The organism is Georgenia sp. AZ-5 (assembly GCF_043952095.1).
Classification (GTDB): Bacteria; Actinomycetota; Actinomycetes; order Actinomycetales; family Actinomycetaceae; genus Georgenia.
The window spans coordinates 1,627,720-1,642,398 of the sequence record NZ_JBINOU010000001.1 but is presented as its reverse complement, the minus strand read 5'-3'; the positions used below and the strand labels follow the sequence as shown (position 1 = coordinate 1,642,398).

Sequence of the window (14,679 nt, the reverse complement as noted above, 5' to 3'; positions counted from 1 at the left end):
GCCGCCCGCCCGGGGGACCGCGGCGGGCGCCGCGCCGGCGCTACGCCCGCTGCCCGGCGGGGTCCCCCAGCTCCTCGCCGAAGCCCTCCTCGACCGCGCGCGTCACCTCGTCCAGGGCGTGCGCGGCCTGCGGCCCGCGGGCCCGCACGTGCATCTGGTCGCCCTGCTCCAGGCCGAGCCCCATCAGCGCCAGCACGCTGTCGCCGTCGACGTCGTTGACGGTCACCTCGGCGTCGAGGCCGGCGATGAGCCGCGCCAGCAGGGCCGCGGGCCGGGCGTGCAGCCCGACCTTGTTGCGCAGCGTGAGCGTCGTGGTCAGCTCGTGTTCCGCGCCGGCGCCGCCGGCCTCCCCCGCCTCCCCGGCGGCCGGGGACGGCGGCGTGCCGCCCCCGGCCCGCGCGGCGGCGAAGCTGCGCACCGCCTCCTCGACCGACCGCGCGACGTCGGCGACGGCGGCGCCGCCCTGCGCGGCGACGGCCGCGGCGACGCCGCCCTCGACGAGCGGGCCGTCAGCGAGCAGCACCCGCCCGCGCGCGTCGTCGTCGAGCATCTCCAGCACGGACTCCGCGGTCATGGTGGCCGAGCCCAGGTCGGTGAGCACGACCACGCCCGAGACGTCCGGCCCCTCGAGCAGGCCGGTGACGGCCGCCTCCACCTTCTCGAAGCTGGTGCCCACCCGCCCGTCGTCGGTGCCCCCCGCCGCGCGGAGGGCGACATCCGGGGCCATCTGCGCCGCCACCTCGACGAGCCCCTCGGCCAGGCGGGCCGAGTGGGAGACGAGGACGAGCCCGACCCGTGGGCCTCCGGGCCGCCCGCTCCCCTCGCTCACCGGGACTCGGCTGCGTCGGCCGCCGCCGCGATGAGCAGCGCGGAGGACTCGGCGCCCGGGTCCCGGTGCCCCGCCGACCGCTCGCCGAGGTAGCTCGCCCGGCCCTTGGTGGCCACCATGGGGATGGTCGCGTCGGACCCGGCGGCCGCGGCGTCGGCCGCCGCGCGCAGGGCCTCGGCGGGGCTGCGGCCCTGCTCGGCCGCGGCACGGGCGGCCTCGGCCGCCGGCGTCCACGCGTCCACCATGGTCTTCTCCCCCGGCTCGGCCTTGCCGCGGGCCTTGATGCCCTCCAGCGCCGCCTCCAGGACGTCCGCCACCCCGGCGGCGTCGACCTCGCCGTCGGCCGCCTTGGCCCCGCGCAGGAACGCCGTGCCGTACAGCGGGCCGGCGGCGCCGCCGACCGTCGACATCAGCGTGGTGGCCACGAGCTTGAGCACGTCGCCGGGGTTCTCCGGCGTGGCGCCGGAGAGCCTGCCGGTCACCGCGGTGAACCCACGGTCCATGTTCTCGCCGTGGTCCCCGTCCCCGATCGCGCGGTCGAGCTCGATGAGGTCGATGCGGTGGTCGGAGACGACCTTCGCGGCCCGTGCGACCCAGTCCAGGGCCCAGTCGGTCCCCAGGGTGGCAGCGTTCATGCGTCCTCCTTCTCAGATGCCGCGCCGCAGCGCGGGCGTGTCGACCGGGGCGTCCCAGAGCCCGGCGAGCTCGTCGTCCAGCCGGAGCACGGTGATGGACGCGCCCTGCATCTCCAGGGAGGTGATGTAGCTGCCCACCAGCGAGCGGGTCACGTTCAGCCCCCGCTGGTCGAGCACGTCCCAGGCGTGGTTGAACACCAGGTACAGCTCGGACAGCGGCGTCCCTCCCATGCCGTTGACGAACAGCAGCACATTCTCCCCGCGGTCGACCTCGAGGTCCTCCAGCACGGGGGTGAGCAGCCGCTCGGTGATCTCGTCCGCGCCCGCCATGGGGATGCGGTGCCGGCCGGGCTCGCCGTGGATGCCGATGCCGATCTCGATCTCGTCCTCGGCGAGGTCGAACGAGGGCTTGCCGGCGTGCGGGACGGTGCACGCCGTCAGCGCCACCCCCATGGACCGCACGTTGCCGATGACCCTCTCGGCCACGCCGGCGACGGCGTCGAGGTCGTCCCCGCGCTCGGCCGCGGCGCCGGCGATCTTCTCCACCAGCACCGTCCCGCCCACCCCGCGGCGCCCGGCGGTGTACAGGGAGTCCTCCACGGCGACGTCGTCGTTGACGACGACGGCGCGCACGGTGATGTCCTCGGCCTCGGCCAGCTCCGCCGCGGTCTCGAAGTTCAGCACGTCGCCGGTGTAGTTCTTCACGATGTGCAGCACGCCGGCGCCGCCGTCGGCGGCCTTGGTCGCCTCGAGGATCGGCTCGGGCGTGGGCGAGGTGAACACGGCGCCGGGCACGGCGGCGTCCAGCATGCCGAGGCCGACGTAGCCGGCGTGCAGGGGCTCGTGCCCGGACCCGCCGCCGGACACCAGGCCGACCTTGCCGCGCACGGCGCCCTCGGCACGGCAGACGAACAGCGGGTCCTCGTTGATCCGCACGAGCGAGGGGTGGGCGCGGCCGAAGCCCCGCAGCGACTCGAGGACGACGTTCTGGGGATTGTTGATGAGCTTCTTCACCGACGTGCTCCTTCGGTAGCCGGGAAGGTCCGTCGCACGGACCACGGCCACATCCTCTCGCCTCGTCCTGTCCGGAGCCACGTTTCCAGCCGGGAACCGACCAGGCAACACCACCCGCGGGAGGGGCGGGCGCCCGTCGCCCCGGAAGGCTCAGGCGGTGGTCTTCCCCAGCAGCGACCGCGCCTCAGCCGCCAGCAGCACCGAGCCGGCGACCAGCACGCCGGTGGTCGTCACGACCTCCTCCGGGTCCGCCTCGGCGAGCGTGGCCGCCTTGTCGAGGGCGTCGTCGAGCCGCTCGGCGACGTGCACGCGCTCCTCGCCGAAGACGTCGACGGCGATCTCGGCGAGCTCCTCGACGTCCATGGCCCGGTCCGTGGTGGCACGGGTGACGACCACGTCGGACAGCATCGGCTCCAGCCCCGCCAGGATGCCCTCGGCGTCCTTGTCGGCCATCACGCCGACCACGCCGACGAGGTGGGAGAAGGCGAAGACCTCCTCCACCGCGGCGCGCAGGGCCTCTACGCCCGCGGGGTTGTGGGCGGCGTCGACCAGCACGGTGGGGCTGCGCCGGACGAGCTCCAGGCGGGCGGGCGAGTCCACGTTCGCGAACGCCTGCTCCACCACGCCGCCGTCGAGCGCGCCGCCGCCGAAGAACGTCTCCACCGCCGCCAGCGCCAGCAGCGCGTTGTGCGCCTGGTGCTCGCCGTGCAGCGGCACGAACACGTCCTGGTAGACCCCCGCCGGGGTGGACAGGGTGAGCATCTGCCCGCCCACGCCGAGCTGGCGCTCGACGACGGCGAGCTCCTGCCCGTCGCGCAGCAGCCGGGCGCCGCGCTGGGCGGCGGCCGACAGCACGACCGCGTCGACCTCCTCCTCCTGGTCGGCGGAGACCACGGTGGCGCGGTCCTTGATGATGCCGACCTTCTCGCCGGCGATCTCCTCGAGCGTGTGGCCCAGCCACCGCTCGTGGTCGCGGTCGATGCGCGTGAGCACCGCGACCGTGCCGTCGACGACGTTGGTCGCGTCCCAGCGCCCGCCCATCCCGACCTCCACCACGGCGACGTCCACCGGCGCGTCGGCGAAGGCGGCGTAGGCCATGACGGTGAACACCTCGAAGAAGCTCAGCCGGGGCCCGCCCTCCGCCTGCGACCGCTCGTCGACCATGGCGACGTAGGGTGCGACGTCCTCCCAGGTGGCGACGAAGGCGTCGGGGCTGATCGGCTCGCCGTCCAGGGCGATGCGCTCCCGCACGGAGTGCAGGTGCGGCGAGGTGAACCGGCCGGTGCGCAGGCCCTTCTCGCGCAGGAGCCGCTCGATCATGCGGGCGGTGGAGGTCTTGCCGTTGGTGCCGGTCAGGTGGATCACCGGGTAGGAGCGCTGCGGGTCGCCGAGCAGCTCCAGCACCGCGCGCACCCGGTCCAGGCTCGGCTGGACGTCGTGCTCGGGGGCACGGGTGAGGATGTCGCGGTAGATCCGGCCGACCGCGTCCTCGGCCTGGGCGTGCGCGACGGCGGCGGCCCGCTTGTCGGCGTCGCTCGGCCCGGCGTCCTCCTCGTGCAGCACCTCGTCGGCGACCCCGGGGTCCGGGCCGGCGAAGAGCGGCGAGCTCAGCAGCGTGCGGAGCCCGGCGTCGTGCTCGTCCTCGGCCGGCGTCTCCCCGCCGGCCTCCTGGGGTGCGTCCGCGTCTTCAAGGTCGGCGGCGGCCATGAAGTCGGCGATCCGCTGCTGGGCCTCGCGCTCGGCCTCCTCGGGGGTGCGGCGGCCGTGCTCGCCGCCGTCGGTGCGCTCGCTCATGCGTTCTCCAGCTTCGTCACGGTGGCCTGCGGGTCGGTCACGTCCCCCGCGACGACCTCCAGCTCGAGGGCCAGGGTCTCGCGGGCGATGAGGTCGCGGTGGGTCTCCACCCACGCCACCTTCTCGGCGGGCACCACGAGGTCGAGGTGGATGCGGTCGGCGACGTACAGGTCCGCCGCCTTGCGCTCGTCCTGCACCACGCGCACCACGTCGCGGGCGTAGCCCTCGGCGGCCAGCTCGTCGTCCACGGCGATGTCGAGCACCACGAACCCGCCGCCGGGCAGCACCGCGGCCACGCTGGAGCCGCCCTCGCGGTCGGCGACCTCGGTGGTCAGGGTGAACTCCTCGGGCAGCAGCTCGATGCCGTCGACGACGACGCTCACGCCGTCGTCACCCTCGCGCTGCTCCCAGAAGCCCTCACGGGCGGCCCTGATGGCGCGCTGCACGTCCTTGCCCAGGCGCGGGCCCGCCGCGCGGGCGTTGACGGTCAGCCTGGTGACGACGCCGAACTCCTCGGCCACCCCGTCGCCCAGGGCCCGCAGGTCCACGGACTTGACGTTGACCTCGGAGGCGACCAGGTCCGCGAACGGCGCCAGCGCCGCGGGATCGTCCACCACCACGGTGAGGGCGCGCAGGGGCTGGCGCACCCGGCGGGCGTTGGCCTTGCGCAGCCCCAGGGTGGCGGAGACGGCGTCGCGCACCGCGTCCATGGCGGCGACGAGCTCGTCGTCGCGCACGGCCTCGGGCAGCTCCGGCCAGTCGGTCAGGTGCACGCTGCGCCCGCCGGTCAGGCCGCGCCAGATCTCCTCGGCGACCAGCGGCGCCAGCGGGGCCATCACGCGGGCGAGCACCTCCAGGGCGGTGTACAGCGTGTTGAACGCCCCGTGGTCCTCGGCCCAGAACCGGTCGCGGGAGGTGCGCACGTACCAGTTGGTCAGCAGGTCCAGGTGGTCGCGCAGCGACTGCACGGCGCCGGGGACGTCGTAGGCCTCCAGCTGCGCGCGCACGGTCGCGGCGAGGTCGCGGGTGCGGGCGAGCAGGTAGCGGTCCATCACGTGCAGGGAGGCGACCTCGTCGCCGTCGTCGAGGGCGACCGGGCGGGCCAGGTAGCCCTTCCCGCCGTCGAGCGTGCCGGCGTAGAGGGCGAAGAAGTACCAGGTGTTCCACAGCGGCAGCAGCACCTGGCGGACGTTCTCGCGGATGCCCTCCTCGGTGACGACGAGGTTCCCGCCGCGCACCACGGGCGAGCCCATGAGGAACAGCCGCATGGCGTCGGAGCCGTCGCGCTCGAAGACCTCGTTGACGTCCGGGTAGTTGCGCAGGGACTTGCTCATCTTCCGCCCGTCCGAGCCCAGCACGATGCCGTGCGAGACGCAGCTGCGGAAGGCGGGCCGGTCGAACAGCGCGGTGGCCAGCACGTGGAGGGTGTAGAACCAGCCGCGGGTCTGGCCGATGTACTCGACGATGAAGTCGCCCGGGTAGTGGTGCTCGAACCAGTCGCGGTTCTCGAACGGGTAGTGCACCTGGGCGTAGGGCATCGAGCCGGAGTCGAACCAGACGTCCAGGACGTCGGGGATGCGGCGCATGGTCGACTTGCCGGTGGGGTCGTCGGGGTTGGGCCGGGTGAGGTCGTCGATGAACGGCCGGTGCAGGTTGGGCTCGCCGTCGCGGCCCAGCGGCAGGCGGCCGAAGTCGGCCTCGAGCTCGGCGAGGGAGCCGTAGACGTCGGTGCGCGGGTAGGCCGGGTCGTCGGAGACCCACACCGGGATGGGGGTGCCCCAGTACCGGTTGCGGGAGATGGACCAGTCCCGGGCCCCGGCGAGCCAGTGCCCGAACTGCCCCTCCTTGATGTGGTCGGGCACCCAGGAGATGTCCTGGTTGAGCTCGACCATGCGGTCGCGGAAGTCCGTGACCCGCACGAACCAGCTGCTCACCGCCTTGTAGATCAGCGGCGTGCGGCACCGCCAGCAGTGCGGGTAGGAGTGGTCGTAGGTCTCCTGGCGCACCAGGACGGCGCGCTCGCCCTCCGGGCGGCGGCCGAGCGGGCCGGTGCCGTGCTTGAGGTCGGCGATGATCGCCTTGTTCGCCTCGAACACCTGCTGCCCCGCGTAGTCGGGCACCTCGGAGGTGAAGCGGCCACCGGCGTCGACGGGCACCACGGTGCCGATGCCGTTCGCCTGGCACACCGCCATGTCGTCCTCGCCGAAGGCCGGGGCCTGGTGCACCAGGCCGGTGCCGTCCTCGGTCGTGACGTAGTCGGCGACGACGAGCTGCCAGGCGTTGGGGCCCGGCGCCTCGTCGTCGGGGCGGCCGGCGAAGTAGTCGAAGACCGGGGCGTAGCGCCGCCCGGCCAGCGCGGCGCCGGCGAAGCGGTCGAGCACCTCAGGATCCTCGCCGAGCTCGCGAGCGTAGGCGTGCAGCCGCGCGGCGGCGACGATGACCCGCTCCCCCGCCAGCGGCCCCTCGGCGGGGGCCACCGTGACGTACTCGATGTCCGGCCCGACGGCGACGGCCAGGTTGGACGGCAGGGTCCAGGGCGTCGTCGTCCAGATCAGGGCCAGCTCGCCGGTCTCCAGGCGCACGCCGACCGTGACCGAGGGGTCCTGGCGCATCTGGTAGACGTCGTCGTCCATGCGCAGCTCGTGGTTGGACAGCGGCGTCTGGTCGTGCCAGCAGTACGGCAGCACGCGGTAGCCCTCGTAGGCCAGGCCCTTGTCGTAGAGCTGCTTGAAGGCCCAGATCACCGACTCCATGAAGGTGACGTCGAGGGTCTTGTAGTCGTTGTCGAAGTCGACCCAGCGGGCCTGGCGGGTGACGTAGTCGCGCCACTCGTCCGTGTAGCGCAGCACCGAGTCGCGGCAGGCCTTGTTGAAGGCCTCGATGCCCATCTCCTCGATCTCGGACTTGTCCTTGATGCCGAGGATGCGCTCGGCCTCGAGCTCGGCGGGCAGGCCGTGCGTGTCCCACCCGAAGCGGCGCTCGACGCGGCGGCCGAGCTGGGTCTGGAAGCGGCCGACGACGTCCTTGACGTACCCGGTGAGCAGGTGGCCGTAGTGCGGCAGGCCGTTGGCGAAGGGTGGGCCGTCGTAGAAGACGAACTCGTTCTCGCCGTTCTCCCCGGCCGGCCGGTTGTCGATCGACGCCTGGAAGGTGTCGTCGTCCTGCCAGTACGCCAGGACCTCGCGCTCGAGCGCGGGGAAGCTCGGCGAGGCGTCCACCTCGCTGCCCGGGCGGTGGAGGGGGTAGCGCTGCGGCTGGTCGGCCAATGGTGCTCCTCGGTCGGTGACGGCTGCTGCACGCGAGGACGACGCCCACCGGCGGGCCACCGGCCCGCGCGGCGCGGTGCCGCGGTACCACCTCGCTTGCCCCGCCCGGCGCGTGCCGGCCGTGACCTCTCGAGCGACGGCTGTGACGGGCCTACCCGTCCGGTTCTACTGGGGGCGCTGGCGCGTCCTGTTCTTCCGGAGGCTCACCGGTGATGGCCGGGTCGATGCCTGTACGGGGCAGTCTAGCGCCGCCGGCGTGCTGGGCTCGACGGCGTGGGTGGCCGCGAGGTAGGGGGTTCCCGGCGAGGTGGTGGGCTGTAGGCGCCTACCTCGCCGGAAACCCCTACCTCGGCTCCGGAAACGGCGCCCGGCCCACTGAGCCCTCCCGGGCCGCCGCCGGGTGGCGGGGCAGCGCTTCGCCACCCGGCGGCGTTCAGCCCTCCCGGGCCACGACCGTGTTCGACGCCTGGGCCCGTGGGCGGATCACGAGGGTGTCGACGTTGACGTGCGCGGGCCGGGTGAGCGTCCAGACGATCGCGTCGGCGACGTCCTCGGCGAGCAGCGGCTCGGCCACCCCCGCGTACACCTGCGCGGCCGCCGCGGCGTCGCCGTGGTAGCGGTTCAGGGAGAACTCCTCGGTGCGCACCATGCCCGGCGCGATCTCGATGACCCGCACGGGCTGGCCGACGAGCTCCAGCCGCAGGGTGGCCGGGATCATGCGCTCGGCGTGCTTCGCGGCTACGTAGCCGCCCCCGCCGGGGTAGGTGCCGTGCGCGGCGGTGGAGGTCACGACGAGGACGTCGCCGCCGCCGTCGGCGCGCAGGTGCGGCAGCAGGGCCTGCGTCAGGCGCAGCGTCGAGAGGACGTTGACCTCGTACATCCGCGCCCACTCGTCGACGTTCCCGCGCTCGACCGGGTCGGTCCCCAGCGCACCGCCGGCGTTGTTCACCAGGGAGCGCAGCGGGCCGCCGGCGCGGACGTGGTCCGCGAGCGCGGCGACGTCCGCGGGCTCGGTGAGGTCGGCGGGGAACGTCTCGCAGCCGGTCTCGGCGGCGAGCGCCTCGAGCCGGTCGGCCCGCCGGGCGGTGGCGAGGACGGCCCAGCCCTCGGCTCGCAGACGGCGGACCGTGGCCGCACCGATGCCGGAGGAGGCACCGGTGACGAGGGCGCGGGGGGCGGACGTGCTGGAAAGGGTCGACATGCCGTCGATTCTTGCGCGCGGGCGTCATACTGACGAACGACCGGGCCATCAGAGGGGAGCACCATGAAGGTCGGATTCATCGGGGCGGGCAACATGGCGAGCGCGATCGTGCGCGGCGTCGTGGCGTCGGGCTCGGTCGCCGCTGAGGACATCGTGGTCACGAGCGCGCACGGCCACTCGGCGCGGGCCCTGGCCCGCGAGGCCGGCGTGGACGTGCTCGAGACCAACGAGGAGCTCGTGGAGCAGGTCGGCGCGGGCGGGGTGGTCGTGCTCGCGGTCAAGCCGCACGTCATCCCCGAGGTCCTGGCGCCGTTGCGGGACCTGCTCGCCGAGTACGGCTCCCTGGTGGTCTCCCTGGCGGCGGGCACGCCACTGGCCACGCTCGAGGGCATGCTCCCCGAGGGGCAGGCCGTGGTCCGGGTGATGCCCAACGTCAACTCCCAGATCCGCGCCGGCATGGCCGCGGTGTGCGGGAACGCCGAGGCCACCGACGAGGAGGTCGACGCCGTCGTGGGCCTCTTCGAGGCGGTCGGCGCGGCCATCGTGCTGCCGGAGCGGGACTTCGCGGCCTTCTCCGCCGTCGCCGGGGCGGCCCCGGCGTTCGTGTTCACCTTCATCGACGCTCTCGCCCGCGGCGGGCTGAAGAACGGCCTGCCCAAGGCGAAGGCGGTGCGCATCGCGGCGCAGACGGTCCTCGGCAGCGCCCGGATGGTCCTCGAGCGCGCGGCCGACGGCGTCACCCCCGCCGACCTCGTGGACACCGTGACGTCCCCGGGCGGGACTACCATCGCCGGCGTCGTCGCGATGGAGGAGGCGGGCTTCACCCCCGCCGTCGTCCGCGGCGTCCAGGCGACGATCGACCGGGACCGCGCCCTGGCCGAGGGCTGATCCGCGGGCCTCCGCCGGGGCGTCGGGACACGTCAGCCGCGCAGCCGGCCGGCGCCGACCGCGGCAGCGGGACGGGCACGCCTACGGCGCAGCCGGCGGAGGCCGAGGGCGGCGCGTGCCCCGGGATGTGACGGCCCGGCGCGGCGCGCCCCGCGCCCCGGGGCCCACGCGCCCGCGCGCCCCCACGTGCGATATTGTCCGCGGCCCTTCCCTATCGGGGGGCGCGTTGTTACCTTGGCCACATGCGTGGGCGGACTCGGGCACTCGGCGCCCTGGCGGTGACCGCCGTCGTGGCGGCGGGCACGGCCGCACCGGCCGTTGCCGGTGCGGCGCCGTCGTCGGCCGCCTCGGAGCGCACGGAGACCGCCCCCAAGCGCACGGAGCTGCGTGTGGCCACCTACAACGCGTCGCTCAACCGCGCCACGGAGGGCGAGCTCGTCGCCGACCTGTCCACCCCGGACGACCCGCAGGCCCGTGCCGTCGCCGAGGTCATCCAGATCGCCGCGCCCGACGTGGTGCTGCTCAACGAGTTCGACCACGACGCCGAGGGCCGCGCCGTGGACCTCTTCCGGGAGAACTACCTCGCGGTCCCCCAGCAGGGCCGGGACGCCGTCGACTACCCCTACGCGTACACGGCCCCGGTCAACACGGGCGTCCCCTCGGGCCTGGACCTCAACAACGACGGCACCGTCGGCGGCCCCGACGACGCCCTGGGCTTCGGGGCGTTCCCCGGCCAGTACGGCATGGTGGTGCTGTCCCGGTACCCGATCGACACCGAGAACGTGCGGACCTTCCAGAACTTCCTGTGGAAGGACATGCCCGGCGCCCTCCTGCCCGACGACCCGGCCACCCCGGAGCCCGCGGACTGGTACTCGCCCGAGGAGCTCGAGCGGGTCCGCCTGTCCAGCAAGTCGCACTGGGACGTCCCGGTCCGGGTCGGCCGCACCACGCTGCACATCCTCGCCGCGCACCCCACCCCGCCGACCTTCGACGGGCCCGAGGACCGCAACGGGCGCCGCAACCACGACGAGACAAGGTTCTGGGCGAACTACGTCGCGGACCGGCGGGCCGACGACTACATCTACGACGACGCCGGCCGCCGCGGCGGGCTGCGCCCGGGCACCCGGTTCGTCATCGTGGGCGACTACAACGCCGACCCGGTGGACGGGGACTCCGTCCCCGGGGCGATCGACCAGCTGCTCTCCCACCGGCGCGTGCGCGACCCGGAGCCGTCGTCCGAGGGCGCCGTCGAGGCGGACGCCACCCAGCGCGGCGCCAACCTCCAGCACCTCGGTGACCCCAGCCTGGACACCGCCGACTTCGCCGACACGGAGCCCGGCAACCTGCGCGTGGACTACGTCCTGCCCTCCAAGCGCCTCGACGTCGAGGACGCCGGCGTGTTCTGGCCCGAGGCGGACCAGCCGGGCTCCGAGCTGACCGGCATCCACCCGTTCCCCACCTCCGACCACCGGCTGGTGTGGGTCGACCTGGAGATCCACGGGCGGCGCTGACGTCGGCGCACTCCCGTTGCCGGGGCCGGCCCGGTGCGGGGCTAGCATGGGGCCCGGACGCCGGGCCGGGAGTGGTCCGGAGGGCGGGCCTGGACGTGGGCCCGCGGTCCTTCCCCGTTCCGGGCGCAGCGCGGTGACTGCGTCACCGGTCACCCGTTCCCGGCCCCTGGAGAGCCCCGTGCCCCGTCACGTCCACCCGTCCCTCGCCGCCGTGCTCGGCGCCGCGCTCACGCTCGCCGCCTGCGGCGCCGCCGGGGCCCCCGCCGACGACGCGCCCGCGAGCCCGAGCAGCACGACGGCGGAGCCCGGGTTTCCCGTCACCGTGGCCACCTGCGGCGTGGAGACCACGCTGGAGGCGCCCCCGGAGCGGATCGTGACCATCAAGTCCTCGGCCACCGAGATGGTGCTCGCCCTGGGCGCCGGCGACCGCCTGGTGGGCACCGCCTACCCCGACGGCGAGGTCCCCGCGGAGCTGGCCGACGCCGTCGCGGACGTCCCCGTCCTCGCCGAGAAGAACCCCTCGGCCGAGGCCGTGCTGGAGCTCGAGCCGGACCTGGTCTACGCCGGCTGGGAGTCGAACCTCTCCCCCGACGGCGCCGGCGAGCGGAGCACCTACGAGGACCTGGGCATCGCCACCTACGTCTCCCCGTCGGCGTGCAAGGCGCCCGAGCACCAGCCCGACCGGCTGACCTTCGACCTGGTCTTCGAGGAGATCACCGAGATGGGCGAGGTGCTCGGCGAGCCGGAGGCGGCCGCCGAGCTCGTGGCGCGGCAGCGGGCGGAGCTGGACGCGGTCACGCCCTCGGGCGCCGGCCTGACGGCGGTGTGGTACTCCTCCGGCTCCGACACCCCGTACGTAGGGGCCGGCATCGGCGCGCCGCAGATGATCCTGGAGGCCGCGGGGCTGGAGAACATCGCCGCGGACGTCGCCGACACCTGGACGTCCCTGGCGTGGGAGGCCGTGGCCGAGCGCGACCCCGACGTCATCGTGCTGGTCGACTCCGCCTGGAACACCGCCGAGCACAAGATCGAGGTGCTCGAGTCCAACCCCGTCACGGCGGCGCTGCCGGCGGTGCGGGAGGGCAGGTACCTGACCGTCCCGTTCCCCGCGACGGAGGCGGGCGTGCGCAACGTCCCCGCCGTCACCGACCTCGCCGCCCAGCTCGCCGCGCTCGAGGCGCGGATGTGACGACGACGGTGCGGCGGCCCCGGCCGGAGGCGACGCCGCCTCCGGCCGCCGCCGCGCGCCCGCGAAGGCGGCCGCCCCTCGTCGTCGTCCTGCTGGCGCTGCTCGCCCTGCTGGTCGCCGCGGCCGGCTGGGCGCTGACGCTCGGCCAGGCCGACATCACCGTGGCGCAGGTGTGGACGTCCGCCTGGTCCCACGCGTGCGCGGCGCTCGGCGTGGGCTCCTGCCCGGCCGACCCGCTCACGACGATCCAGGACGCGATCATCTGGCAGGGCCGCGCCCCGCGCGTGGTCGCCGCCGCCGCGGTGGGCGCCGGGCTCGCGCTGGCCGGCGCCGTCATGCAGGCCCTGACCCGCAACCCGCTGGCCGACCCGTACCTGCTGGGCGTCTCCTCCGGGGCGTCGGTCGGCGCGGTGCTGGTGCTCGTCCTGGGGCTGACGGCGGCCCTGCCGGCCGCGGCCTTCGTGGGCGCGATGGCCGCGCTCGTGCTCACGCTGGCCCTGGCCACCGGGCGGGACGGCAGCCTGTCGCCGGTGCGGGCGGTGCTGGCCGGCGTGGCCGTGGCCCAGGCGGGCTCGGCGATCGTCAGCTTCGTGATCTTCTGGTCGGCCAGCGGGGACTCCTACCGGGAGGTGCTCTCCTGGCTCATGGGTTCCCTCGGCGGAGCCACCTGGTCCGACGCGGCCGTCGCCGGCGGCGCGACGGCGGTCGTCGGCGCGTTCCTGGCGCTCCAGGGCCGCACCCTCGACGCGTTCACGTTCGGGGACGTCTCGGCGGCCTCGCTCGGCGTCCACGTCACCCGCTCGCGGTGGGTGCTGCTGTGCGCGGCGGCCCTGCTCACCGGGCTGCTGGTGTCGGTCGCCGGCTCCATCGGGTTCGTCGGGCTGGTGATGCCGCACGCGGTCCGCTTCCTGGTCGGCCCGCGCCACCACCGGCTGCTGCCCGTCGCGGCCCTGGCGGGTGCGACGTTCCTGCTCGCCGCCGACACCGCCGCCCGGAGCCTGTTCGAGCCGCGCGAACTGCCGGTCGGGATCCTCACCGCGGCCATCGGGGCGCCCGTGTTCGCGGTGCTGCTGCGCCGCCGGGGGCGGCCATGACCGGCCGCGGCGAGCTCACCACCGCCGTGCCGGGCGCGGCGGCGCCCTCCGCTGCGGCGCCCGGCACGGCGGCCCCGACAGGTCCGGCCGCAGGGGCGCCCGCGGCCCTGGACATCCGGGGGCTGGCCTACGGCGCCGGCGCCGTGACCATCCTCGACGGCGTCGACGCCGCGGTGCCGGCGGGCGCCGTCAGCGCCGTCGTCGGCCCCAACGGCTCGGGCAAGTCCACCCTCCTGCGCCTGCTGGTGGGCGCCCTGTCCCCGGACGCCGGCGCGGTGCTGCTCTCCGGCACCGACCTCGGGCGGCTCTCCCGCCGCGAGCGCGCCCGCCGGCTCGCCCTGGTCGAGCAGGACTCCCCCGCCGAGGTGGCCCACGAGGTGCTCGACGTGGTGCTGCTGGGCCGGACCCCGCACCGGCGGTGGGGCGCGGACGCCCCCGAGGACCTCGCCGTCGCGCGGCGGGCGCTGGCCCGCGCGGGCGCCGGCGCGCTGGAGGGCCGCAGCTTCGCCACCCTCTCCGGCGGCGAGCGCCAGCGCGTGCACCTCGCCCGGGCGCTGGCCCAGGAGCCCGGCGTGCTGCTGCTGGACGAGCCGACCAACCACCTCGACGTCGCCGCCCAGCTCGACCTGCTCGGCCTCACCCGGGAGCTGGCCGCCGAGGGCGTCACGGTGCTCGCCGCGCTGCACGACCTCAACCACGCGCTGCGGTACTGCGACCACGTGCTCGTGCTCGACCGCGGCCGGGTGGTCGCCGCCGGGCACCCGCACGACGTCCTGACCGCCGAGCTGGTCGGCGCGGTCTACGGCGTGCGCGCGCGCCGCCTCGGCGCGGCCGGCCGGGAGCTGCTGCTCTTCGACCCGGCGTGAGCGCACCGCGCCGCCGCGGCGTCACACTGGGACGGTGCGAGAGGCGTACGCCCACGACGCGGCGCTGGCCATGGCCGCCGACGCGGACACGCGCGCGCCGGGGGCGGCCGTGACCCAGGAGCTGTGCGGGCACTGGGAGCACGAGCCGCCCTGCCCGCTGGCCCCGCACCACACCGCCGCGGAGCGCCGCGGAGGCGGGGTGCGGCTCCGGATCGTGTTCGTCACCGACCCGGCTCGCGAGGAGGAGGTGCGCCGCCGCATCGGCCGGGCGCTGGAGCGGGGCCGCCTGGACGGCCCCGCCGGGACGGTCCGGTGGCGGCTGCTGACCACCGCCCCCGGCGTCCTCGCGGCCGGGGAGCGGCAGCACGCGAGCTCCCTCATGGAGGGCTGAG

Annotated in this window: 12 protein-coding genes; 6 read left to right on the top strand and 6 right to left on the bottom strand. The window is 75.1% G+C overall.

Going from position 1 to position 14,679, the window contains the following annotated elements; all coding sequences use genetic code 11:
- Nucleotides 1-40 precede the first annotated feature (40 nt).
- The 6 genes from dhaM to ACF0H8_RS07805 form a co-directional block, all read right to left on the bottom strand.
- Complete coding sequence (gene dhaM / locus ACF0H8_RS07830; protein ID WP_395288390.1) at nt 41-829, bottom strand: dihydroxyacetone kinase phosphoryl donor subunit DhaM; 789 nt, start codon at nt 827-829, stop codon at nt 41-43.
- On the bottom strand, nt 826-1,464 hold the full coding sequence (gene dhaL, locus ACF0H8_RS07825; RefSeq protein ID WP_395288389.1) for a dihydroxyacetone kinase subunit DhaL: 639 nt from the start codon (nt 1,462-1,464) through the stop codon (nt 826-828). Before dhaL ends, dhaM begins: the two co-directional genes overlap by 4 nt.
- Before the next feature lie 12 nt (nt 1,465-1,476).
- Entirely contained in the window at nt 1,477-2,478 is a 1,002-nt protein-coding gene (gene dhaK / locus ACF0H8_RS07820; protein WP_395288388.1) for a dihydroxyacetone kinase subunit DhaK, read from the bottom strand.
- Between the two features lie 150 nt (nt 2,479-2,628).
- Nucleotides 2,629-4,272: a bifunctional folylpolyglutamate synthase/dihydrofolate synthase gene (locus ACF0H8_RS07815; RefSeq protein WP_395288387.1), complete on the bottom strand. Its 1,644-nt coding sequence runs from the start codon at nt 4,270-4,272 to the stop codon at nt 2,629-2,631.
- Complete coding sequence (gene ileS, locus ACF0H8_RS07810; protein ID WP_395288386.1) at nt 4,269-7,538, bottom strand: isoleucine--tRNA ligase; 3,270 nt, start codon at nt 7,536-7,538, stop codon at nt 4,269-4,271. Before ileS ends, ACF0H8_RS07815 begins: the two co-directional genes overlap by 4 nt.
- A gap of 433 nt (nt 7,539-7,971) precedes the next feature.
- Nucleotides 7,972-8,739, bottom strand: a complete 768-nt coding sequence (locus tag ACF0H8_RS07805) for an SDR family oxidoreductase (RefSeq protein ID WP_395288385.1) — start codon at nt 8,737-8,739, stop codon at nt 7,972-7,974.
- Between the two features lie 63 nt (nt 8,740-8,802).
- Between ACF0H8_RS07805 and proC the strand changes: the two genes are divergently transcribed.
- From proC to ACF0H8_RS07775, 6 genes are all read left to right on the top strand, one after another.
- Nucleotides 8,803-9,627: a pyrroline-5-carboxylate reductase gene (proC, locus tag ACF0H8_RS07800; RefSeq protein WP_395288384.1), complete on the top strand. Its 825-nt coding sequence runs from the start codon at nt 8,803-8,805 to the stop codon at nt 9,625-9,627.
- Nucleotides 9,628-9,869: 242 nt separating this feature from the next.
- The gene (locus ACF0H8_RS07795) at nt 9,870-11,138 is read left to right on the top strand and encodes an endonuclease/exonuclease/phosphatase family protein (protein WP_395288383.1); all 1,269 of its coding nucleotides are present in this window, start codon (nt 9,870-9,872) and stop codon (nt 11,136-11,138) included.
- Between the two features lie 178 nt (nt 11,139-11,316).
- Complete coding sequence (locus ACF0H8_RS07790) at nt 11,317-12,327, top strand: putative F420-0 ABC transporter substrate-binding protein (RefSeq protein ID WP_395288382.1); 1,011 nt, start codon at nt 11,317-11,319, stop codon at nt 12,325-12,327.
- Nucleotides 12,324-13,421 carry a putative F420-0 ABC transporter permease subunit gene (locus tag ACF0H8_RS07785; RefSeq protein WP_395288381.1) on the top strand — a complete coding sequence of 366 codons (1,098 nt, stop codon included), beginning with the start codon at nt 12,324-12,326 and terminating at the stop codon, nt 13,419-13,421. The genes ACF0H8_RS07790 and ACF0H8_RS07785 overlap by 4 nt, the downstream gene beginning before the upstream one ends.
- The gene (locus ACF0H8_RS07780) at nt 13,418-14,287 is read left to right on the top strand and encodes an ABC transporter ATP-binding protein (protein WP_395288380.1); all 870 of its coding nucleotides are present in this window, start codon (nt 13,418-13,420) and stop codon (nt 14,285-14,287) included. The genes ACF0H8_RS07785 and ACF0H8_RS07780 overlap by 4 nt, the downstream gene beginning before the upstream one ends.
- Nucleotides 14,288-14,321: 34 nt before the next feature.
- Nucleotides 14,322-14,678 carry a hypothetical protein gene (locus ACF0H8_RS07775; RefSeq protein WP_395288379.1) on the top strand — a complete coding sequence of 119 codons (357 nt, stop codon included), beginning with the start codon at nt 14,322-14,324 and terminating at the stop codon, nt 14,676-14,678.
- Nucleotide 14,679: the final 1 nt, after the last annotated feature.